Genomic DNA, 23,431 nt, shown 5'->3' with positions numbered 1-23,431 from the left:
CATGTATTCCAAACGATATGTAATGCCCCTATACGCGGTCGCCATAGCCTTATCGGCTATGGGGCTGCAAAGCTGCCATCATGCTGAAGCACCCCAAAAGGACGAAAAGTTTGAGGTGACCGACAGTCTGCTTAATAGCCTGCTGATAGACACGGTAAAAGAAGCGAGCGCCTTATCCGAGATCAACCTGACCGGAAGCATAGCTGCCGACGAAAGCAAAATGGTGAAAATATACCCGATGGTAAGTGGCATAGCGCACGATGTTAATGTGCAATTAGGTGATGTGGTGAGCCAGGGGCAAACGCTTGCAGTGATGAAAAGCGCCGAGATGGCCGGCTTTACCAAAGACTACATTTCGGCCGAAGCCGACTTGCGGAGCGCTAAGCGTGCCTACGAATCGACCCAGGACCTGTATAAAAGCGGCCTGGCATCGCAAAAGGATTTTGAACAGGCGCAATCGGATTATCAAAAGGCCGAAGCTGAAAACAAACGCGCAGGGGCCGTGGTGAATATCAATAAAAGCAACGGCCAGGGATACCTGGTAAAGTCGCCCATTTCCGGTTTTGTTATCGAAAAGAATCTTACCGATAACACACAGGTAAGAGCCGACAACAGTTCGAACCTTTTTACCATAGCCGACCTGTCGGATGTTTATGTGCTGATCAATATTTATGAGTCGGACATATCCAACGTGCAAACCGGCGACCCGGTTAAGATCACCACACTGTCCTATCCCGATAAAGTATTCAGCGGGAAAATAGATAAGATATACGATATGCTCGACCCTGACAGCAAAGTAGTTAAGGCACGCGTGAAAATAGAAAACCCCGGCAATAAGCTTAAACCCGAGATGTTTGCCAACGTCACCATCAAGGCAAAATCAGGCGAGAACCTTCCCGTTATCGATACCCGCGCATTAATATTCGACAATGATAAGGATTACGTGATCGTAGTGGATGGCAACGCCAAGGTGCATGTCCAGCAAGTGCAAATTGCAAAACGGGTAGAGAATAGGGCCTATATACGTTCGGGTCTTAAGGCAGGCGACCGTATTGTAGCTTCCCGCCAGCTTTACCTTTTTGAGTCGTTAAAGGATTAAGTGCATTCGGAACAAGAAACATGAACAAATTCATCAAAAGCATACTGGCATTCTCGTTAAAGAATAAATTCTTCATATTCTTTGTAACGGCGTTAATGGCTGTCGGCGGCTATATCAGCTTCAAAAATATCAGTATTGATGCATTTCCGGATGTCACCAATACTTCGGTTACCATCATTACCCAATGGCCGGGCCGCAGCGCCGAAGAGGTCGAGAAATTCGTAACCCGCCCGCTGGAGATCGCAATGAACCCGGCTGAAAAGAAAACCAGCATCCGCTCATCCTCACTCTTCGGTCTTTCAGTATTGAAGGTAACCTTTGATGATGATGTCGATTACGCTTTCGCACGGCTGCAGATCAATAACCATATCGGCGACGCTAATCTGCCCGATGGCGTAAATCCATCTATCGAACCGCCTTATGGCCCAACCGGTGAAATATACCGTTTTACTTTGGCGAGCAACCGCAAATCGGTACGCGAACTGAAAACTATTGAAGACTGGGTTGTGGAACGCGAAATCAAAGCCGTGCCGGGCATAGCTGATGTAAACAGCTTTGGCGGCGAAGTAAAAACTTACCAGATCACTGTCGATCCGCAAAAGGCTCTTCAATATGGCGTGTCTGCATTGGAACTCTATGAAGCTGTATCCAAAAGCAATGTAAACGTAGGTGGAGATGTGATAGAGCAAAGCGGTCAGGCGTACGTGGTAAGGGGCATTGGCTTGCTTAATAATATCGACGAGATAAAAAATGTTGTTGTCAACAACGTAAAGGGAACCCCCATATATGTAAAAACTATTGCCGAAGTAACCGAGGGGGCCTTACCTCGTTTAGGGCAGGTTGGCCGCGACCGCGATCCTGATGTGGTAGAAGGTATTGTGGTGATGCGTAAGGGCGAAAACCCCAGTAAGGTTATTGCTGCACTGAAAGAAAAGCTGCACGACCTGAATACAAATATCCTGCCTGATGACGTAAAGATAGTTCCCTTTTACGACCGTGAGAACCTGGTAAACTTTGCCACCGGGACGGTTCTGCACAACATGTTCGAGGGGATCATCTTCGTCACCATTATCGTGTTCCTTTTTATGGCCGACTGGCGCACTACCCTTATTGTTTCACTCATTATTCCGCTGGCACTGCTTTTCGCCTTCATTTGCCTTAAACTAAGGGGCATGTCCGCCAACCTGCTGTCGATGGGGGCTATCGACTTTGGTATTATTATAGATGGTGCCGTGGTGATGGTGGAAGGGATATTTGTGGTGCTGGATATGAAGGCAAAAGAGGTGGGCATGGAAAAGTTCAACAAGCTGAGCAAGCTTGGGCTTATCAAACAATCCTGCCTGGTAAACGGCAAAGGCATTTTCTTTGCTAAATTGATCATCATCACGGGTTTGCTGCCGATATTCAGCTTTCAGAAGGTTGAGGGCAAAATGTTTTCGCCGCTGGCGTGGACACTCGGTTTCGCACTGCTGGGCGCCCTGCTGCTTACGTTCACCTTTGTACCTGCCCTTGCAAGTATCCTGCTAAAGAAAAATGTAAAGGAAAAACATAATGTTATTCTTGAATTTATCATCAATGGTGCTATGCGGTTCTACAACTTTTGCTTTAAGGCCCGCAAAGTTATCTTTCCCATCGCCATCATCTTCCTGGTGTCCAGCCTGGCTTGCTTTAAGCTGTTAGGAACGGAGTTTTTACCCGAACTTAACGAGGGCGCCATTTATGTGCGCGCAACTGGACCCCTAAGCACTTCATTAGGTCAGTCGGTAAAGCTGGCGAACGAAATGCGGAAGATATTCCTAAGCTTCGACGAAGTAAAGCAGGTGATGTCGCAAACCGGCAGGCCAAATGACGGCACGGACGCCACAGGGTTTTATAACATCGAGTTTCATGTGGACATTTACCCGCAGGACCAGTGGAAAAGAGGAGAAACCAAAGAAGAACTGATAAGCCGCATGCAGGACAAGCTCAAGTTTTTCCCGGGCATCGACCTTAATTTTTCGCAACCGATCTCCGACAACGTGGAGGAAGCAGTATCAGGCGTAAAAGGTTCTATCGTAGTCAAAATGTTTGGCGACGATTATAAATTCATCGAAAAGAAAGAAGATACCATTTACAACATATTGAAAGGTGTGCAGGGCATCGAAGATCTGGGTATACTGCGAAACATGGGGCAGCCTGAAGTGCAGATCAATCTTAACCAGGCAAAAATGGCGCAATACGGCGTTGAAGCCGCCGATGCTAATGCGGTGATAGAAACGGCCATCGGCGGCAGGGCAGCTACGCAGATATATGAAGGTGAGCGCAAATTTGATTTGCGTATCCGTTACCCGGATGATTTCAGGAATAACATATCATCGATCGGCGACTTGCGCGTACCCTCTATCAGCGGTAACATGGTACCGCTGCGCGAGATAGCCGGTATTACCAAAACTACGGGCATCAGCATGATCTACCGCGACGACCATAAACGTTACGGAGCCATTAAATTCTCTATCCGCGGGCGCGATATGGGCAGTACCATAAAAGAGGCGCAAAGCAAAGTTGAAAACCAGGTAAAACTGCCTAAGGGCTATTCCCTGCAATGGGCCGGGGATTTTGAGAACCAGCAACGTGCCTCGGCAAGGCTGGCGCAGGTGGTGCCCATCAGTCTGCTCATCATCTTCTTTATACTTTTCATCCTCTTCGGTAATTTCAGGGATTCGCTGCTGGTGTTAAATAATGTGCCATTCGCCATTGCAGGTGGTATTATCGCCCTGATGATCACAGGCGTCAACTTTAATATCTCGGCGGGTATAGGGTTTATCGCACTGTTCGGCATCTGCGTGCAGAATGGCGTGATATTGATAACCAAGTTCAAGACCAATATCCGCGACCTGAAACATCATACCACCTGGAATCATTTTACCGACGCATTGAGAGATGGCGTTGCCGACCGTATGCGCCCCGTTATTATGACAGCGATGATGGCAGCTATAGGGTTATTGCCGGCGGCTCTGTCGCATGGCATAGGCTCTGAAGCATCAAAACCACTGGCTATCGTGGTAATCGGCGGGCTTATCACCAATACCATATTTAATCTTTTCGTTTTCCCAATCGTGTTCTACTGGGCGTACCGCAAGCGTGTGGAACGTGGTGAGATAGGACGGATCTGATCAAAATACTAATACCCCTAAAGTATCAGTGTTGTTGAAGGCGGTGCGGCTATGGCTGCATCGCCGGAGACAATTTTGATCGCCTTACTCCGCCCTCAAACTATCTACAGGATTAGCGTTTGCCGCCCTAACCGTTTTAAAGGCTATGGTACAAAATGCCATTATGATACCGGCAGATAACGATACCGCAAATACCCACCAGCTAATACCAACCCGGTATGGGAAATCATTCAGCCACCTATTCATAAAATACCATGCCAGTGGCAGAGCAATGGTGTTGGCTGTAAGTACCAGCCTGAAGTATTGTTTATAAAACAGCAATACGATATTCCCAGCTCCTGCGCCTATCACTTTGCGTATACCTATCTCGCGTGTCTTTTGTGCGACAGTATAAGTTATCAATCCCAAAAGGCCGAGACACGAAATAAAGATGGCCAGCCCGGCGAAAATACTGATCATTTGCTGCTCGCGTTGGTCCTGCGCGTAATCTGCCTGGAATATAGCGTCTAAAAACCCATAAGAGAAAGGTGTATCCGGATTCAGCTTTTTCCATTGGTCTGAGGCGTAAGCAACGGCGGCAGCGGCATGCCTGCCATCTAGTTTAGCGATAATGGTAGTGCACCTCATCGGGTTGATCCCCATTATGGCACATGGCCCTATACTGGCATGTAACGAGAAGTAGTGGTAATTTTTTACAACGCCAGCTATTTTGTACTGGTAAATAATACCGTTATGCAAGTGCGATACGTACTGCCCCGGCGCTTTGTAAGGGTCGAAGCCAAGCAGCTTTGCAGCTTCCTCGTTCAATATCACCTGCTTGCCAAAGTCGTGCAGCTCCATATCTTCCTGCATATTGGTATTGGTAAACGTTTCGGGAGCAAAGTTCGTCCCGGCCACCAATTGCAGGCCGAGTGTTTTTAGATAATTTACATCAGCAAAGTCAAAGAAAACGATCTGTTTGTCGGCAATAGTTTTGTTTGATGAATACAAATTCATATCGCCCGATACCAGGGGTGCGGTTGCTTTGGTAACCGATTTAAAATTAACACTTGCCGCCAGCCGGCTTGCCAGCAGCGTACTGTTTCGTTGTGCCTGTTCACCATTCAGGTTTAATATCAATTGCTGATCGCCGTCGAAGCCTGTTTTAGCATTCAGCATAAAATGCAATTGGCTCCATATTACCAACGTAGCAAAAATGAGGCAGGTTGAAATAATGAACTGCGATACAATTAATACCTTCCGAACGCTGAATCTGCCCGATGCCTCAACCACTTTGCCTTTTAATACTTTTACCGGCTTGAAAGCCGAAAGGAAAAAGGCCGGGTATAAACCAGCCGCAAGGCCGGTAAACAGGGCAATCAATATCAACCATAGTATCAGGCTGCTGTTTTCTTTTGCCAGGAAAGACAAAGCCTGTCCGGTGAAATTGTTAAACACCGGCAGAAACAAAAACCCCAGCCCAACGGAAAGCGCCAGGGCAGCCATGCTGATAATAACCGTCTCTATCAAAAATTGAAAGCGTATGGACGCTTTTCCGGCACCCAAAACCCGCCGAACGCCCACTTCGCGTGCGCGGCTGATGGCCTGTGCTGTGGTCAGGTTCATGTAATTGATACAAGCGAGCAGCAATATCACCAGGGCTATTGACGATAAAAGGTACAGGTATTTAATATTGCCTTGTTTATAGGCCAGGTAATCCTGGTATTCGGACGAGTTGAGATGAATATCCTTAAGCGCCTGCAGCGAATTAGTAATGTGGTCGCTGTGCGATTTCAATTCGGTCCCCGCATGGCGTTGCAGGTAGGCGTTCAACTCCCTTATTACTTTCCTTGTATCGCTTCCATGCTTTAGTTTTACATAGGTATAAAAATTATCATTCACCACCCAACTGGTATTATTGGCCATTTGCTCGCGGATGTGATCGCTGTTGTTCGACGCAAAAAAATCAGCCTGGATGTGGTTTAAAAAATCTTCTCTGAAAACTCCGGTAATGGTATAGATGGTACTGCCTGCTTTTATTGTTTTACCGATAGGGTAAACATTTTTAAAAAGCTTTTTGGCCAGCGACTGGGAAAGCACAATGGTGTTTGGAGCCGAAAAAGCTGTTTTACGGTCGCCCTGGAAAAAGTGGAAGGACAGCAGATCGAAAAAATTCGGATCGACCCAATAACCTGAATCTTCGGTGTAAGGTGTTGAATTACTTATACCCTGCACCTGTACGATGGTTACGCCATTTGTCGGGTCGAGGCGGCTTGCCTCCTGAATTTCGGGTATCTCGCTTAAATATTTTGCGTAGGGTAAGCCAACTGTAGGGGCTTTGCTGCCATCTTTAAAGGTAGATGTGATACGATAGATGTCTTCGCCATTATCAAATCCTTTATCAAAACTTAGTTCATGCTGAAAAAAAAGAAAGACCAGCGCACAACAGGTAAGGCCGACCGCCAGGCCCGCAATATTAATCGCAGTGGTAATCTTACTTTTCCATAAATTTCGAAAAGCCAGTTTAAAGTACGATTTGAACATGTAAAGCCGTTTACCCAAAAATAGCGGATTAAATTAGAAAGGGATTAAGAAGCGCATTATTTAACAATTTTTAACCTGCGACTCCGTTCCAAATTTTAACTAAATTTACTTCGATACGTTTAAGCTATTGAAAACCCTGTTATGAAAAAACTATTGACCCTGATCATATTATTCCTGGCCGCAAAGGTTTACGCCGATGATACGCTTCAGCTGCAGGCAATGATAGATGCGGGAAACGTGAAACTGCCGGCGCATCATGCACCTTATTCCATTACGCGGCTGATACTGAAACATAGCCTGAATGCCAATGGCAATGTATTCCGCTGCATTTTGCCCGACGGGGAGGGGTTCATTATGAAGAAGCGGGGAATTAAACTTTCAAATGCTGAAATATATGGGATGGACGATAGTTCCAATGCTTCCGGCGCATCGGGTGTACAGCTAAATGGCGACCACGACACTGTGGAAAACGTTTACATTCATAAGTTTTCTGCATATGCTATCGTTGGTGGCAATGGCAATAATTCGGTGATCAGGAATTGCAAATTTGCCAACATCGGTTATAGCTGTATGTTAATGGTAACAAGCACCCACCCGGTGAAGGGGGGAATAGTTTCGGGCAATACATTCGATCAAAGCATGATGAACCCGGCCATTATACCCCAACCAGCACTTATCCTCCGGGGCAGCAAAATAAATGCCTCGGCAGGGTGGCAAGTTTATAACAATACTTTCATGATGCCTTTTTCACCGAAAGAGCTCTCTGCCGAATGTTTTGAGCTGCGCGGGGCCCCTTACAGCGTGATTCACCATAATACGTGCACCGGTGGCACCATCGGGATTTCAGTGGTACAGAATGATTTCGTACAGACCTACGCCAACAAATGTTTTAAACAGCGCGAGGAAGGTATTGAATATGCTGATAGTAACAATGGCATGATACGCGATAATCTGATCAGCGACCAGGATAACCTGGGTATCATGGTGGACGGCTTTGCGCCGCTGGGTTGCAGATTTGACACTTTGCACAATAACACTATTTCGAAATGCAGGGGTATTGGCATTCAATTATATAAGGACACTTATGATACCTTTATCAGCAATTGCACCATCAGTGCAAAAACCAAGGCGATTAACATACAACGAGCACATGGAGTAACTTTACTGAATTGCAACTTTACGGGCAATGGCTACGGCAGTACTGCATTATTCCTGGACAACTCAAAAGGTAAAGTGACCGTGAAAGGAGGCAGCATGAGCGGCTTTGAGCATAAACTTTTCATTTATGCAAACAAACAGGTGAAAACCGACGATGTGGTGATAGACGGGGTAAGAGGAAATAATAACATAAAGGAATCGGACAAAAGCATATCAGGCGGAGCGGCCGTGGGTGCTAATATCCGGGTTAAATAGCTACGATACCGTCAATTCGCCGCGCATATCCGTTTCCAGTAATTCCTTAATGATCATCGGATCTTCGTATTGGCCGAGCAAGAACATCATTTTGGTGATGGCAGCCTCATAGGTCATATCATAACCATTGGCAATGCCCATGTCTTTCAGCTCTTTGCTGGTTTCGTAACGGCCCAATTCAACCGTACCTACTTTACATTGTGAGATGTCGAGGATCACTTTATTATCCCTGATAGCGCCCTTCAGCAGGTCGGTAAACCAGGCGTCGGTGGTAGTATTACCTGCGCCAAACGTTTCCATCACAATGCCGCGTACATCAGCATTCAATATATTCTCAACTACTTTGGGGCTGATGCCGGGGTAAAGCTTCAGCACCGCTACATCGCTTGCCAGTTCTTTATGTACCTTAAGCGGTCCCTCAACTGGCTGGCGGATATCGTTGATACTGAACTTCAAGTGCACACCCGATTCGGCCAGGATAGGATAATTTGGCGAACGAAAGGCCTCGAATTTGGATGAATTATATTTAAACGCCCTGTTGCCGCGGAACAGTTTATAATCAAAATAGATGCATACTTCCGGCACGCGCGAGCGGTCGTGCTTTTTGGCTTTGGCTATCTCGATGGCCGTCATCAGGTTTTCCTTGGCGTCGGTACGGATAGCGCTGATAGGCAATTGCGAGCCTGTAAAAATGACCGGCTTGGATAAATTCTCGAGCATAAAACTAAGCGCCGACGAAGTAAAAGCCATGGTATCTGAACCATGCAGGATCACAAAGCCGTCTACCTTATCGTAATTATCTTTTATCAACCCGGCAATCTGGCTCCAGATGGCGGGATTCATGTTGGATGAATCGATAATATGCTCGAAGGAATGCACCATGATCTTGCAGTTCAGGCGCTCCAGTTCAGGAACATTCTCCATGATCTGCTCAAAATTAATGGGCCTGAGCACTTTAGTCTTAGGGTCGCTCATCATACCGATTGTCCCACCGGTATAGATGATCAATATTTGGTTCATGCGTAAAGGTCTATGCGAAAAATAAATTTAACAAATATTATCGTCATTCTGACCACTGTAAGTTCAGTGCGATAATTACAAAAAAAGCGACAGGCAAACCCGTCGCTTTTATATCTTCAAACCAGTTTTTAATTAAACCAGCAAGCGAACGGGCTCTTCTAAAAGCGACTTCAGCGTTTGCAGGAACGCCGCGCCTGTCGCCCCGTCAACAACGCGGTGGTCGCAGGTAAGAGTCAGCTTCATAATATTTCCCGGTACTACAGTACCATTCTTCACCACAGGCACCTGCTGTATGCCGCTAACGGCCAGTATACAGGCTCCCGGAGGATTGATAATGGCGGTAAACTCATCTACCCCAAACATACCCAGGTTGGATATAGTGAAGGTTGAACCTTCCATTTCGGGCAATTGCAATTTTTTAGCTTTGGCACGTTGTGCAAAGTCTTTTACTTCGGCCGATATAGCGCTCAATGATTTACCATCGGCAAAACGAACTACCGGAACCAGCAAACCTTCATCAACCGCTACTGCCACACCGATATTCACATGCTCGTTGGTGCGGATACTTTCGCCCAGCCACGATGAGTTAACTGCTGGATGCTGTTTTAAAGCAACCGCACAGGCTTTCAGCACTAAGTCGTTAAACGATATTTTAACCGGTGCAAAGTCATTCATTTTGGTACGGGCAGCCACCGCCTGGTCCATATCAACCGTGATGGTCACATAGAAATGCGGGATCAGAAAGCTTTCAGACAAACGGCGCGTAATAGTTTTACGCATTTGCGTAACCGGCTTATCTGTATATTTTTCCTCGCCAACATATTGCGGAATAACCACTGTTTTTTCTGCTTTCGCCGGTGCACTTGCAGGCACAGCTTCGGCAGCGTGTTTTTGTTCTATTTCTTTGGTAGATGGCGTAAATCCTTCGACATCCTTTTTCACGATACGGCCGCCATCGGCGGTTCCTTTAACATCGTTCAGGTTGATGCCTTTTTCTTTGGCTATCTTACGTGCCAAAGGTGATGCTTTTACACGGCTGTCGTCTTCCGTTGAAGTGGCGGCCGCAGTAGTGGCAGCGGTTTCTTGTGCAGGGGCCTCTTCTTTTGGCGCTTCCGCAGCCGGAGCTGCTTCACCTCCACCGTCCTGTAGCAATGGTGTGATATCTGTTCCTTCCTTACCTACAATGGCTATAATACCATTTACAGCAGCGGCTTCCCCTTCTTTTACACCTATGTATAATAAGGTACCTGCCTCGTACCCCACAACCTCCATGGTTGCCTTATCGGTTTCTACGTCGGCTAACGAATCATCGGCTTTTACTTTATCGCCTACTTTAAAATTCCATTTTTGTATCACGCCTTCGGTCATGGTGTCGCTCAGCAAAGGCATGCGGATAACTGTGGCGGGTATTTTTGAGGTGTCAACCTTTGGTGCAGCAGTTGCAGCAGGTTTTTTATCTTCAACCGGTTTGGCCTCTTCTTTCTTTTCTTCAGCAGCAGGTGCGGGGCTTGCTGCGCCTTCAAGCGCCGCCTTATAGTCCTCGCCTTCCTTACCCAGCACAGCAATCACGGTATCAACCGGCACGGCTTTACCTTCCTCGACACCTATATATAATAAAGTACCATCCTGGAACGATTCGAAATCCATCGTGGCTTTATCAGTTTCCACTTCGGCCAGCACATCGCCCGATTTTACTTTGTCGCCAACCTTCTTATGCCATTTCGCCAATACCCCTTCGGTCATGGTATCGCTCATTTTAGGCATTTTAACTACTTCGGCCATATACTATTAAATGAATAGTGTTTTTTATAAAATTAGTATAAAATATATCAGTCCTTTATAAAAGGATAATCGCTCTCCACGTAAACATCGGTATACAGTTCTGATGCTTCAGGATACGGCGACTCTTCCGAGAACTTAACGGATTCTTCAACTTCGGCCTTTATTTTCTCTTCCATATCCTCAAACCATTTCTCGTCAGCGTAACCTTCCTTCAATATAGTTTGTTTCACCGCTTCTATCGGGTCCTTTGCCTTGTAACTTTCCAGTTCTTCCTTGGTACGATACTTTTGCGGATCGGACATGGAGTGCCCTTTATAACGATAAGTGCGCATCTCAAGGAATGTTGGTCCTTCACCGGCACGTGCGCGGGATACCGCCTCGTCCATAGCATTATGCACGGCAACCGGGTCCATACCGTCAACAGGCGACGAAGGTATATCGTAAGGCAAGCCTAATTTATAAATGTCAGTCTGGATAGTAGTACGTTCCACCGAGGTACCCATAGCGTAACCGTTATTCTCACAGATGAAGATGACAGGCAGCTTCCAAAGCGACGCCATATTGAACGTTTCGTTCAAAGCACCCTGGCGCACAGCACCGTCACCCATATAGGCGCAGCACACGTAATCGGTCCCCTTAAACTTCTCAGCAAAAGCTATTCCTGCACCCAATGGTATCTGGCCGCCAACTATACCATGCCCGCCATAAAAGTTATTTTCCTTGTCGAACATGTGCATCGATCCGCCTTTGCCTTTTGAACAGCCGGTAGCTTTTCCATAAAGCTCGGCCATCACGGCATTGGGTGATGTACCTTTAGCCAACGCATGTGCGTGATCGCGGTAAGCGGTGATCATACTGTCCTCGTGCTTTAACACCGACATAGCGCCCGCCATTACAGCTTCCTGGCCTATATATAAGTGACAAAAGCCGCGTATTTTTTGTTGCCCGTAAAGTTGCCCGGCCTTTTCTTCGAACCTGCGCATCAGAAGCATCGCTTCGTACCACATCAGGTAGGTGTCTTTGTTTATTTCAATGGAACTCATTTGTTGTAAACCAAATTTCTTTTTTGAGAAAGCGCAAATCTAATTATATCCGCGTAAATATCGAAACCGCAACAAATTTGTTAGAAAGAAATATTCATTCCCGAAACTTTTCGAAAAGTTTCCCGTAAAAGGGAAGAGGCAGCTCCATTTTTGCATTTTTCATAAAAAACGTGTCATTAATTTGTAATTCTAAAAAATTAAGATAGTTTTGCAGCTGACCACGGGTAAAGGGTCTAGTTTAATAATTCAATGTTGCACCCTGACGCAACAAAGACTAAAGATTAAATGAAGAAATTTATATTCGCTATTCTGTTGAGCCTCAGTATTGTTGCAGCGCAAGCTCAAACAAAAAGCGCACCTACACCACCTGCCGATAAAGACAAACAAGAAGAAGACGGCTTAGTAAAAGATTACTTTTCGCAGATAATGGGCGTGGCCCTGTCCACCACTTCCAACGTAAAACTTTTCCAATTTGTTTATGACTGGATAGGAACTCCGTACCATTTTGGTGGTGATTCAAAAAAAGGCATAGACTGTTCAGCATTTACAAAAGAATTATACAGCAAGGTTTTCAATCTTACTATCAAACGTAATTCGCGCGATATTTTCAGCATGGTTAGCCCTGTCCGCAAGGACGACCTGAAAGAAGGCGACCTTGTTTTCTTTAAGATACACAGTCGCAGCATAAGCCACGTAGGCATTTATCTGGGCGACGGCAAGTTCGCTCACGCTTCATCAAGGGGTGTGGCTATAAACAGCCTTGAAGACGGCTATTACAGCCGCTACTTTTATAAAGGCGGCCGTTTGCTGGATGTTTTCAAAAAGCAACTGGAAGACGAGGACGATTCTCCTGACGACAGCAGCAATAAACAGTAAAAAGATTTTGATCCTTTCAAGTGAAAGGATTTTTTTTTGTCATGAAGCCGTACTTCCTTATCATCAGCCTATTGCTTACAGCCCTGGTAACCGGGTGCGAGAAACCTGCGGCATTCCCGGTAGTACGTCACAAAGCAAAAAAAGCAATTGCCCGCAAGCGGGATACTTTGGCAATTATTAAAGTACACGATACTATTTCCATCGCCGCCGTAGGTGATATGATGCTCGGTTCGGCCTACCCGGACGGTAGTAAACTGCCGCCCGATAGTGCAAAAGGGAGTTTCGAAAAGGCAAAAAAATATCTTAAAGGGTCGGATATTGTATTTGGGAACCTGGAAGGTACTTTACTTGATACCGGAGACCCTGCCACCTATAAAAAAAATTTGAAAGTGGCCTACCTGTTCCGCATGCCAACCTATTACGGCAAAGTTTTCAAAGATGCGGGCTTTAACCTGGTAAGCGTGGCCAATAATCACATCACCGATTTTGGCGAAAAAGGTTATACCAGCACCACCAAAACACTCGACGGTTACGGCATCCATTATGCCGGCCTGGAAACCTGCCCGACAACTGTTTTCGAAAAACGCGGCATCAAATACGGCTTCTGTGCCTTTGCGCCGAACGCACATACCACATCGCTGCTTGAACTACGTCATGTATCCAGAGTAATCAGCGAACTTAAACAGCGATCCGATATTGTGATCGTATCGTTCCATGGCGGAGCCGAAGGTGCGGGTTACGAGCACGTTCCTTTTAAAATGGAATCTTTTATGCATGGCAAGCGGGGCAACGTTCAAGCCTTCGCCCATACCGCTATCGATGCCGGCGCCGATATTGTGCTGGGTAACGGCCCGCATGTGAGCCGCGCGCTGGAAAAATACAAAGGCCGGCTGATAGCCTATAGTTTGGGAAATTTTTGCACTTACAAAAGCGTAAGTGTGGCCGGCGTATGCGGCATGGCGCCCCTGCTGAAAGTAAAACTGAATAAAAAGGGTGAGTTCCTGAGCGGAAATATTATTTCCTTCAGGCAAACCCACCTTGATGGCCTAAGCCGGGACACCCTCAACCACGTAGTAAAACGCATCAAAATATTGACGGAGAAGGACTTTCCGAATTCGGGATTAGAGATTGATGATGACGGGACAGTGAGCTCGGATGAGTGATATCCCTTTTAGAGATGCAATGCATTACCCCTCTCAAAATTCTTATTTCGTTTGGTCCGCGGTTGTTTTTATCAGGCCAATTCCCGACGAAAAGAATATCAGCCCCAGTACTCCGATAACTATAATAGGTGTCGCCTTTGCACTATGTTGCATAATGGATATGCCAGCGTAAATGAGGCCTATTATGCCGAGTGTTGTTAATATAGCACCGAATGTTCGCTTTAAATTCATGGCAATTGTTTTTCCCGATCATCAAAAACAAATACCATACCCAAAAATAAAAAGCTATATTTATTGGTATAAATCTAAATCATGACCCCAGCAATATCTTTTTTGATCGTCGTTTTTATTGGCCTGATCATTCTTTTCAGTTCATTTGTGACTGTAAAACAGGGCACTATCGCCGTGGTAACGGTGTTTGGCAAATACCGCCGCATACTGCACCCCGGCCTTAATCTTAAGCTGCCGCTTATAGAGCAGATACATAGCCGCATATCTATCCAGAACCGGTCGGTGGAACTGGAGTTCCAGGCAGTAACAATTGATCAGGCCAAAGTCTATTTTAAAGCCATGCTGCTTTATTCGGTATTGGACCAGATGGAAGAAACCATAAAAAACGTAGCCTTTAAGTTTGTTGACGAGCGTAACCTGATGCAAGCGCTTATCCGCACAATCGAAGGCTCTATCCGCGCTTATGTGGCTACCAAGAAACAGGCGGATGTTTTGATACTAAGGGGAGATATTGTGGAACATGTAAAAGGCCAGCTTGACCAGGTGCTGGAAAGCTGGGGCTATCATTTGCAGGACCTTCAGTTGAACGACATTACCTTTGATGATGTGATCCTGAAATCGATGAGCCAGGTGGTAGCATCGAACAACCTGAAAGCAGCCGCTGAAAACGAGGGCCAGGCCTTGCTGATCACCAAAACAAAAGCCGCAGAGGCCGAAGGTAACGCCATCAAAATTGCTGCAGAGGCTGAACGCCAGGCCGCCCAGCTGCGGGGGCAGGGTATCGCTTTGTTCCGCGAGGAAGTGGCCAAAGGTATGACCGCCGCTGCCAAGGAAATGCACGAGGCCGATATGGATACCTCCGTTATCATGTTTACCATGTGGACAGAATCGATCAAACACTTTGCTGAAAACTCGCAGGGAAACGTGATATTCCTGGATGGCTCGACCGATGCGATGCAAAAAACGTTAAAAGAGGTAATGAGCCTAAACCTTTTGCATGCAGATAACGTCAAAAAAGGGAAATAAATTTTTACCCTTTATTGAGTAATGAAGAGAAGATCAGTGAGTGTGACGTTGACGGTGTTGTTTAGCACTATTTTCCTTGTTGGTAATGCCCAGCCTTACCGGGTGTTGACAGTTAATGATTTTAGAGGAATTCCCCGGCGTACCGGCGCCACGATTGCAGAAACAAGCTGCTTTGTCGATCTGAAATATGATGTGCATCAAGAGGGTAATAATTGCCAGCTCACTTTCCACGTTGCGCTTACTATGGATAATGAAAGATCGTGGATAGACCGTTCACGCATCACATCGGCAGCTATGCTTGCCGACATACTCAAACACGAGCAGGGACATTACAATATCAGTTATTTCGAGGGGCAGGAATTATTATATACTCTTAACCGCATGCACTTCAGCACCAATTATAAAGCCGAAGTTGAAGGCGAGTTCGATCGTATACATGCAAAATACAAACAGTTGAACGCCGATTATGATGACGATACCCTCAATTCAAAAAACAGCGTACAGCAAACCAGCTGGGATAAATATTTCCAAAGAAAGCTGGCTTATCAGCAATCGGCAAACCATACAGCCTTATTGCAGCGATAAATAATCGAGCCACAAAGCCGTGCCGCACCATATTATGGGTACGCTACAGCTGCCAGCAAATTTACTATTTTTTGTAATCGGAAATATCGAGGTGTTGGGTGCAAAAACCATATTCATGCTCCTGGTTTGAGCAAATGATAGTAAGGCGCCCGGCGGCAAATTGTTGTACCAGGCCCAGGTACCATTCTACGCCCTGTTTATCGAGGTTCGAGGTTGGCTCGTCGAGCATCAGCACAGGGGTGTCTGAGCAAAAAGCAAGGGCCAGTTTTAACCTCTGTTTCATGCCCGACGAAAAATATTTGATCATCTTGTTTTTACTCTGCTCCATGCCCAGTAAAGTTATTACCTCTTTGTCGTCCATTCCGGCCTTGCGGGGCTTGAATTTAAAATGAAAGCCGATCATTTCTGTCAGGGTAAACTCTTCGATAAGCTCCAGATAGGGCGCAGCGAGGCTTAGGTATTTGAAGACAAATTCTGATTCGACGGGTTTTCCGCTAAGCAGGTAATTTATCTCCCCCGCTGAAGGGGCAAGGCTGCCATTCAAAACGCTGAGCAAAGTGGATTTTCCGGAACCGTTGGGGCCAAGTATAGCATAAGCCGTACCCTGTTCAAACACATAGTCAATACCCTTGAATATCCAGTCACGGTTGAACCGGCGGCCTGTGTTTCGGAGAGTGATCCTCATTTGTTCATGGTTTACAGATCATGGTTCATGTCAGGCATCTTTAACTATGACCCATCGACCATGAATTGTAAGCTCAAATATTAAATACCAAACCCTTTCATGATACCGCGTTGCGAGTTGGAAACAAAATTAATGATCTCATCCCGTTCAACGGTCGGTGCAAATTCCGCCTCGATGATATCCATGGCTTTGGTCACATTATATTTTTTCAGAAAGATGATGCGGTATATCTCCTGTATCTCGTTAATGGTAGTTGCCGAGTAACCCCTGCGGCGCAGTCCAACCGAATTGATGCCGATATAAGAAAGCGGTTCGCGGCCGGCCTTGGTATACGGCGGGACATCTTTACGCACCAGCGAACCGCCTGAGATCATGCTATGCGCTCCTATTTCGACAAACTGGTGCACCGCCGACGTACCGCCGATGAAAGCATACTCGTATATATTGATATGGCCCGCCAGCTGTACTGAATTTGCTATGATCACATTATCGCCTATCACGCAATCGTGCGCCACGTGCACATACGCCATCAACAGGCAATTGCTGCCAATTGTGGTGGTGTTTTTATCCAGCGCTGTGCCCCGGTTAAGGGTAACACATTCCCTTATGGTGGTATTGTCGCCAATGGTTACGGTACTTTGTTCGCCACGGTACTTGAGGTCCTGCGGCGGAGCCGACACAACAGCTCCGGGGAATATGCGGCAATTTTTGCCGATGCGGGCGCCGTCCATGATGGTGGCATTTGAACCCACCCAGGTGCCCTCGCCTATTTCAACGTCCTTATGTATAGTTACAAAAGGTTCAATTACCACGTTATCGGCTATCCTGGCCTGCGGATGAATATATGCTAAGGGCTGTATCATGCTTCTTTTTCTTCTTTTGTCTTTTTAACTATCTGGGCCATCAATTCCGCTTCAACTACAATGCGGGACCCTACCATACCAACGCCTTTCATCTGTGCAATACCTCTGCGTATAGGCGCTATGAGATTACAATAGAATATGATGGTATCTCCCGGCACAACCTTGTCTTTGAACCTTGCATTTTCGATCTTGAGGAACAGGGTGATATAATTTTCCGGATCGGGAACCGTGTTCAAAACTAAAATGCCGCCGGTTTGCGCCATTGCTTCTATCTGCAACACTCCCGGGAACAAAGGCGCACCAGGAAAATGCCCTGCGAACAGATCTTCGTTCATGGTTACATTTTTTAACCCAACCACATGGCTTTTGCTTAACTCCAGTATCTTGTCTATCATCAGCATAGGCTGGCGATGCGGCAATATTTTCATGATATCAACGGTATCGAATACCGGTTTCATATTCGGGTCGTAAACTTTAATATGTTTACGGCTGCGCTCCTTTTTGATCAGTGTCTTAATCTTTTTCGCAAAAGCGACATTTGCGGCATGGCCGGGCCTTGCTGCCATGATATGGCCCCGCAGCGGTACCCCAACCAATGCCAGGTCGCCTATCATATCCAGCAACTTGTGACGAGCCGGTTCGTTCTGATGACGCAGTTCAATATTATTCAATATTCCCTGTGGCGCCACTTTGATGTCCTTGCGGTTAAATATGCGTGCCAGGTGAGCCAGTTCCTCGTCGTCAACATCCTTATCCACTACTACGATCGCGTTATTCAGATCTCCACCTTTGATGAGGTTATGTTTCAAAAGCATCTCCAGCTCATGCAGGAAACAAAAAGTACGGCACGAGGCAATTTCGGTATTAAATTCGGATATGGTAGAGATACTGGCATGCTGGCTACCCAATACCTGTGAGTTGTAATCGACCATGCAGGTAAAGCGATAATCGTCGAGTGGCATGGCTACCATTTCCACCTTGCGGTCAGGTTCGGAATAATGAATATTATAGGGTATGTGATAGTATTCGCGGTCGGCATCCTGTTCGGTAAAACCTGTTTTGGATAAAGCATTTACAAATTGTATCGAACTACCATCCATAATAGGCGTTTCCGGTCCGTCCATATCAATAAGCACGTTGTCGATCTCCAGGCCAACCAATGCCGCCAGAACGTGTTCAATGGTACTTACGCTTGCGCCGTTTTGTGAGATGGTGGTTCCGCGCGATGTGTCCGTTACGTTGTCCACGTCGGCATCAATAACAGGCGCACCGCCAATATCCACACGTCTGAACTTATAACCATGATTTTCAGGCGCAGGGTTAAATGTCAGGTTAACCTTCTCGCCGGTATGCAAGCCTGTCCCGGATATAGTTACCGGCGCTTTTATGGTTCTTTGCTTTACGTTCATTATTTGTATTGTCCATTAGTTCATTAGTTCAGTTGTTCATTGGTAAATAGTTCATTAACGATTTTAATGAACTGGTGAACTAATGCTTATTGTTTCGCAGTTCAGCGATTATCTTTTCTAATTCTGTTACTTTTTTCTCCAGTTCAGGCAGGCGCATCACAACGATTTGCGAACGCATGTGGTCGCCATAAGCTGTAGCAGGCGAACCCATCCATTTTTTATTTTCCTCGTTAATGGTCCGGCTTACACCCGACTGTGCCTGAACCTGCGTTCCCTTTGCGATCGAAATATGCCCTACAACACCAACCTGGCCGCCAAGAATAACATTTTCGCCGATCTTGGTGCTTCCGGATATACCTGTCTGCGCGGCAATAACGGTATTTTCCCCTATATCCACGTTGTGCGCTACTTGTATCAAATTATCCAGCTTTACCCCTTTACGTATTACCGTCGAACCCATCGTAGCGCGGTCGATGGTTGTATTAGAACCGATCTCTACATTATCCTCTAACACAACGTTTCCAATCTGAGCTATCTTGTTGTAAGTGCCGTCCGGCTGAGGAGCAAACCCAAAACCATCACTACCTATTATTGCCCCGGAATGGATGATCACATTATTGCCTATCACGCAGTCGAAATATACCACTACGCCCGGAAACAAAGTAACGTCATTACCTATGCTGACATTATCCGCGATATAGACGTTAGGATATATTTTGCAATTATTACCGATGGTGGAACCGGGACCAATGTAGGCAAACGCACCGATGTAGCAATTTTCGCCTACCGTTGCGGCGGGATGTACGAAGTTGGGCTGCTCGTTGCCTGTCTTATTCAGCTTAATAGTATTGTATTTTTCAAGCAGTACCGAAAACGCAGAATAAGCATTTTCAACCCTTATCAATGTAGCGTTTACAGGCTCGGAAAGCGCGAGATCCCGATTTACAATAACAATCGAGGCGCTGGTGGTATAAAGGTATTGTTCGTATTTAGGATTGGCCAGGAAAGATAAGGAACCAGCAGCGGCCTCCTCTATTTTTGCAAGCTTGTCGACAGCGACACGCGGGTCGCCCTCAACTGTTCCATTTAGCATAAAGCCTATCTCCTGGGCGGTAAATTGCATCGGGCAAATTTAAGCGTAAATATCGAAGCGTCAAACTACAAATACGTCCGCCAACCAGCGGTCATATCAGTTCTTTCGTGTAACATATAATGTATTTTTTAACCGTACGGGCCAGGGCCTCCAGGTTCGAGTTATCGCTCGCCTGCGCAATGTCCTGCAACTTGCCGTCTTTCATCAGTATAAGTATGCTACCGTCGCCAGGTTTGTAGGCGTTATTTTTTATGGTATCCGTAAATACAAAATAATCCAGTTCCTCCTGGCTAATGGGGTATTGACCCATCGCTTTTTCCGACAGTTTTTCAAGCAACGCCACATCAGGTGCATCATTTGTAATATCGATGTGGTAAAGATGGCGGCGCATCAACATACGGCAGAGTGACGAGAGTATAAAATCGTCGCAGGTTTCCCAAACTTTCAATGCAGCCATAATGTCGTTATCATCGAGCTTTGTAAATTTTTCGACGTGCGCATCGCTGCTCATAAAATCATCTTTAGTAATGGTGTTGCTCAGGAAGTGATTTAACGCTGGTGTAGCAAAAAGCCGTTTGTCTTTTAGCGCCAGCTCGCGGGCTCGTTTTAATATTTTGGCCAGCAGCTGTTCGGCAGACACCACCGTTTTATGCAGGTACACCTGCCAGTACATCAGTCGCCTGGCTATCAGGAATTTCTCTATCGAATAAATCCCCTTTTCTTCCACGGCAATATGATCACCCACAACGTCCAGCATTTTGATAATACGGTCGAAGCTGATGACACCCTCGGAAACGCCGGTGAAAAAACTGTCGCGGTTCAGGTAATCCATGCGGTCCATATCCAACTGGCCCGACACCAGTTCGTGCAGAAACCTTTTGGGATAAGTTCCATTAAAGATTTCGATGGCCATGGATAGCCTTCCGTCGAACTGCCGGTTTAGCTTATTCATCAGCAATATGGAAATATCCTCGTGAGATATCCCTTCGACAATGGTTTGCTCAAGGGCGTGCGAGAAAGGGCCGTGGCCTATATCGTGCAGCAGTATAGCAATAATAACTGCCTCTTCTTCCTCAACAGTAATTTGATGACCCTTGTTCCGTATCGTTTCTATCGCAAGGCACATCAGGTGCATAGCGCCCAACGCATGGTGAAAACGAGTGTGCAAAGCGCCCGGATAAACCAGGTGCGTCATGCCCAATTGCTTGATGTACCTGAGCCGTTGAAAATAAGGGTGTTCGATCAGATCGAACACCAGGCCGGCAGGTATGCTGATGAACCCGTAAACAGGGTCGTTTATGATCTTCTTTTTATTCAATGGCTTAATGCTGTGCAAAAATGTTAAATAGAAGTAAATTATACACTTTTATTTGTTAATTTTTGTTAATTCCAACAAAAGCATAGTAACAAAACCCTTGTAATGGGGTTATCTTTGTATAAAATATAAATATGCAGGATACCACCATTTTATGGGCTGATGATGAGATAGATTTGTTGAAGCCACACGTACTTTTTCTTAGCGAAAAGGGATATAACGTAAAAACTGTTACCAATGGCAACGATGCTGTTGATGCCTTTAGAAGCAATTACTTCGACCTGGTATTCCTGGACGAGAATATGCCGGGTTTGACTGGTATCGAAACCATGTCGCAAATAAAGAACCTGAATAATGAGGTCCCTATCGTGATGATCACCAAAAATGAGGAGGAATACCTGATGGAAGATGCTATCGGTTCAAAGATAGACGACTACCTGATAAAACCGGTAAACCCGAAACAGATATTGCTTACCATAAAAAAGCTAACTGAAAACAAACGCCTGGTGACCGAAAAAACCACCATGGCATATCAACAAGATTTCCGCACACTCGGTATGACGCTTAATGACCGGTTGAGCTACCAGGAATGGGTTGACGTTTATAAAAAACTCATCTATTGGGAGTTGGAGCTTGAAAAGCTGGAAGACGAAGGCATGCACGAGATACTGACGCTTCAAAAAGCGGAGGCCAATGTCCAGTTCGGTAAGTTCATCGAAAAAAATTATATTGACTGGATCAAAAACCCGGACGATGGCCCTATCACTTCTCCACAATTATTCAAGAAAAAAGTGTTCCCGAAAATGGAGGGTAAAGGGCCGGTTTTCTTTATCCTGATCGATAACTTAAGGTACGACCAGTTCAAGATCATCAACCCCATCATATCTGAATATTTTAGGGTTGAAGAAGAAGATACTTATTACAGCATTTTGCCAACGGCGACACAATATGCAAGGAATGCGATATTCTCGGGCCTGATGCCATTGGACATGGAAAAACGTTTCCCTGGCATGTGGCAGAATGATGAGGACGAGGGTGGCAAAAACCTATTTGAAGAGCAATTTTTGGCCGACCAGCTAAAGCGCGTACTGCGAAAAGATAGTAAATTCTCCTACCACAAAATACTGAATATTGACGAGGGCCGCGCGCTGAACGATTCGGTAAACAACCTGATGAACAATGACCTGAATGTGGTGGTTTATAATTTTGTCGACATGCTTTCGCACGCGCGTACTGACATGCAGATGATCCGCGAACTAGCCAGTGATGATGCAGCTTACCGCTCATTGACGCTGTCGTGGTTTGAACATTCGCCATTGTTTGACCTGCTTAAATTTTTGGCGCAAAAACAGGCCCGTGTTATCCTTACGACCGATCATGGTACCATTTGCGTTAAAAACCCAAGTAAGATAATCGGCGATCGTAATACCAATACCAACCTGCGTTACAAACAAGGCAAAAACCTCAATTTTAACGCGAAGGATGTATTCCATATCAAAAACCCGCATGATGTCATGCTGCCAAAACTACATGTAAGCTCAAGTTTCGTTTTCGCCAAAAGCGACAGCTATTTTGTTTACCCAAACAACTATAATCATTTTGTTAACTTTTATAACGAGACCTTTCAGCACGGGGGTATCTCGCTTGAGGAAATGATCATTCCGATCATCACCTATGGGCCTAAATAGGTTTTATTAATGTTTTTATCTTTGGCCCAATGAAACTGCCGGTAAAAAACATTAATGAACTTAAATACGTTGCCGAAAAATTGATCCATTTTGCCGGGAATGAAAAAATATTTCTTTTTTATGGAGATATGGGCGCTGGTAAAACCACGTTTATTAAGGCGCTTTGTGAATGCCTTGGTGTGAAAGAATCAACTTCGAGCCCTACATTTTCCATCATTAATGAATACCGGGCGACTACGTTAAAAATATATCATTTTGATTTTTACCGGTTAAAGAAAGAAGAGGAAGCGCTTGATATGGGGTACGAAGAATACTTTTATTCTGGCAATTACTGCTTTATCGAGTGGCCCGAAAAGATAGCCGGACTGTTGCCTGATCACTATATACAAGTGGATATTAGCGCATTAAGCAACAACGAACGCTTATTAACTTTTACGAAGATTTAGTTTAACATGACGTGTTTTT

At 45.7% G+C, this 23,431-nt stretch carries 19 protein-coding genes; 9 read left to right on the top strand and 10 right to left on the bottom strand.

Features of this window, described 5'->3' with window-relative positions:
* The first annotated feature begins 1 nt into the window (after window position 1).
* Both VL525_RS08590 and VL525_RS08585 read left to right on the top strand, forming a co-directional pair.
* Window positions 2–1,099 (top strand): efflux RND transporter periplasmic adaptor subunit, encoded by a 1,098-nt coding sequence (locus tag VL525_RS08590; protein WP_325385424.1) that lies wholly within the window; start codon window positions 2–4, stop codon window positions 1,097–1,099.
* A gap of 20 nt (window positions 1,100–1,119) precedes the next feature.
* Complete coding sequence (locus VL525_RS08585; protein ID WP_325385420.1) at window positions 1,120–4,251, top strand: CusA/CzcA family heavy metal efflux RND transporter; 3,132 nt, start codon at window positions 1,120–1,122, stop codon at window positions 4,249–4,251.
* Between the two features lie 84 nt (window positions 4,252–4,335).
* Here the strand turns inward: VL525_RS08585 and VL525_RS08580 are convergent, their stop codons facing one another.
* Window positions 4,336–6,774 (bottom strand): ABC transporter permease, encoded by a 2,439-nt coding sequence (locus VL525_RS08580; protein WP_325385418.1) that lies wholly within the window; start codon window positions 6,772–6,774, stop codon window positions 4,336–4,338.
* Between the two features lie 141 nt (window positions 6,775–6,915).
* Here VL525_RS08580 and VL525_RS08575 point away from each other — a divergent pair, with 141 nt between their 5' ends.
* Entirely contained in the window at window positions 6,916–8,187 is a 1,272-nt protein-coding gene (locus VL525_RS08575) for a NosD domain-containing protein (RefSeq protein ID WP_325385416.1), read from the top strand.
* Here the strand turns inward: VL525_RS08575 and VL525_RS08570 are convergent, their stop codons facing one another.
* The 3 genes from VL525_RS08570 to pdhA form a co-directional block, all read right to left on the bottom strand.
* Complete coding sequence (locus tag VL525_RS08570; RefSeq protein ID WP_325385413.1) at window positions 8,188–9,207, bottom strand: asparaginase; 1,020 nt, start codon at window positions 9,205–9,207, stop codon at window positions 8,188–8,190.
* 132 nt (window positions 9,208–9,339) lie between these two features.
* On the bottom strand, window positions 9,340–10,989 hold the full coding sequence (locus VL525_RS08565) for a pyruvate dehydrogenase complex dihydrolipoamide acetyltransferase (protein WP_325385411.1): 1,650 nt from the start codon (window positions 10,987–10,989) through the stop codon (window positions 9,340–9,342).
* A 47-nt stretch (window positions 10,990–11,036) separates the two neighbouring features.
* On the bottom strand, window positions 11,037–12,032 hold the full coding sequence (gene pdhA, locus VL525_RS08560; RefSeq protein WP_325385408.1) for a pyruvate dehydrogenase (acetyl-transferring) E1 component subunit alpha: 996 nt from the start codon (window positions 12,030–12,032) through the stop codon (window positions 11,037–11,039).
* 285 nt (window positions 12,033–12,317) lie between these two features.
* Between pdhA and VL525_RS08555 the strand changes: the two genes are divergently transcribed.
* Both VL525_RS08555 and VL525_RS08550 read left to right on the top strand, forming a co-directional pair.
* Complete coding sequence (locus VL525_RS08555) at window positions 12,318–12,908, top strand: C40 family peptidase (protein WP_325385406.1); 591 nt, start codon at window positions 12,318–12,320, stop codon at window positions 12,906–12,908.
* A gap of 41 nt (window positions 12,909–12,949) precedes the next feature.
* A complete protein-coding gene (locus VL525_RS08550; RefSeq protein ID WP_325385404.1) occupies window positions 12,950–14,071 on the top strand; it encodes a CapA family protein in 1,122 nt (373 codons plus the stop codon).
* A 42-nt stretch (window positions 14,072–14,113) separates the two neighbouring features.
* On the opposite strand, the gene VL525_RS08545 is transcribed toward VL525_RS08550, so the two are convergent.
* Window positions 14,114–14,302, bottom strand: coding sequence for a hypothetical protein (locus tag VL525_RS08545; protein WP_325385402.1), 189 nt, complete (start codon window positions 14,300–14,302; stop codon window positions 14,114–14,116).
* An 81-nt stretch (window positions 14,303–14,383) separates the two neighbouring features.
* Here VL525_RS08545 and VL525_RS08540 point away from each other — a divergent pair, with 81 nt between their 5' ends.
* Entirely contained in the window at window positions 14,384–15,328 is a 945-nt protein-coding gene (locus VL525_RS08540; RefSeq protein ID WP_325385400.1) for an SPFH domain-containing protein, read from the top strand.
* A gap of 21 nt (window positions 15,329–15,349) precedes the next feature.
* A complete protein-coding gene (locus VL525_RS08535) occupies window positions 15,350–15,913 on the top strand; it encodes a DUF922 domain-containing protein (protein ID WP_325385398.1) in 564 nt (187 codons plus the stop codon).
* Between the two features lie 64 nt (window positions 15,914–15,977).
* On the opposite strand, the gene VL525_RS08530 is transcribed toward VL525_RS08535, so the two are convergent.
* From VL525_RS08530 to VL525_RS08510, 5 genes are all read right to left on the bottom strand, one after another.
* Entirely contained in the window at window positions 15,978–16,598 is a 621-nt protein-coding gene (locus VL525_RS08530) for an ABC transporter ATP-binding protein (protein WP_325385396.1), read from the bottom strand.
* An 80-nt stretch (window positions 16,599–16,678) separates the two neighbouring features.
* On the bottom strand, window positions 16,679–17,461 hold the full coding sequence (gene lpxA, locus VL525_RS08525; RefSeq protein ID WP_325385394.1) for an acyl-ACP--UDP-N-acetylglucosamine O-acyltransferase: 783 nt from the start codon (window positions 17,459–17,461) through the stop codon (window positions 16,679–16,681).
* Window positions 17,458–18,870, bottom strand: coding sequence for a bifunctional UDP-3-O-[3-hydroxymyristoyl] N-acetylglucosamine deacetylase/3-hydroxyacyl-ACP dehydratase (locus tag VL525_RS08520; RefSeq protein WP_325385392.1), 1,413 nt, complete (start codon window positions 18,868–18,870; stop codon window positions 17,458–17,460). Before VL525_RS08520 ends, lpxA begins: the two co-directional genes overlap by 4 nt.
* Before the next feature lie 79 nt (window positions 18,871–18,949).
* Window positions 18,950–19,993 carry a UDP-3-O-(3-hydroxymyristoyl)glucosamine N-acyltransferase gene (lpxD, locus tag VL525_RS08515; RefSeq protein WP_325385390.1) on the bottom strand — a complete coding sequence of 348 codons (1,044 nt, stop codon included), beginning with the start codon at window positions 19,991–19,993 and terminating at the stop codon, window positions 18,950–18,952.
* 61 nt (window positions 19,994–20,054) lie between these two features.
* On the bottom strand, window positions 20,055–21,281 hold the full coding sequence (locus VL525_RS08510; protein ID WP_325385748.1) for an HD domain-containing protein: 1,227 nt from the start codon (window positions 21,279–21,281) through the stop codon (window positions 20,055–20,057).
* 131 nt (window positions 21,282–21,412) lie between these two features.
* On the opposite strand from VL525_RS08510, the gene VL525_RS08505 reads away from it, so the two are divergent.
* On the top strand, window positions 21,413–22,966 hold the full coding sequence (locus VL525_RS08505) for a bifunctional response regulator/alkaline phosphatase family protein (protein ID WP_325385387.1): 1,554 nt from the start codon (window positions 21,413–21,415) through the stop codon (window positions 22,964–22,966).
* Between the two features lie 29 nt (window positions 22,967–22,995).
* Window positions 22,996–23,412, top strand: coding sequence for a tRNA (adenosine(37)-N6)-threonylcarbamoyltransferase complex ATPase subunit type 1 TsaE (tsaE, locus tag VL525_RS08500; protein ID WP_325385385.1), 417 nt, complete (start codon window positions 22,996–22,998; stop codon window positions 23,410–23,412).
* The last annotated feature ends 19 nt before the right edge of the window (window positions 23,413–23,431 follow it).

The sequence above is a fragment of the Mucilaginibacter sp. genome (genome assembly GCF_035492695.1).
Lineage (GTDB): Bacteria > Bacteroidota > Bacteroidia > Sphingobacteriales > Sphingobacteriaceae > Mucilaginibacter.
The sequence above is the reverse complement of the archived record's forward strand: the minus strand, read 5'-3'. Positions and strand labels throughout refer to the sequence as shown.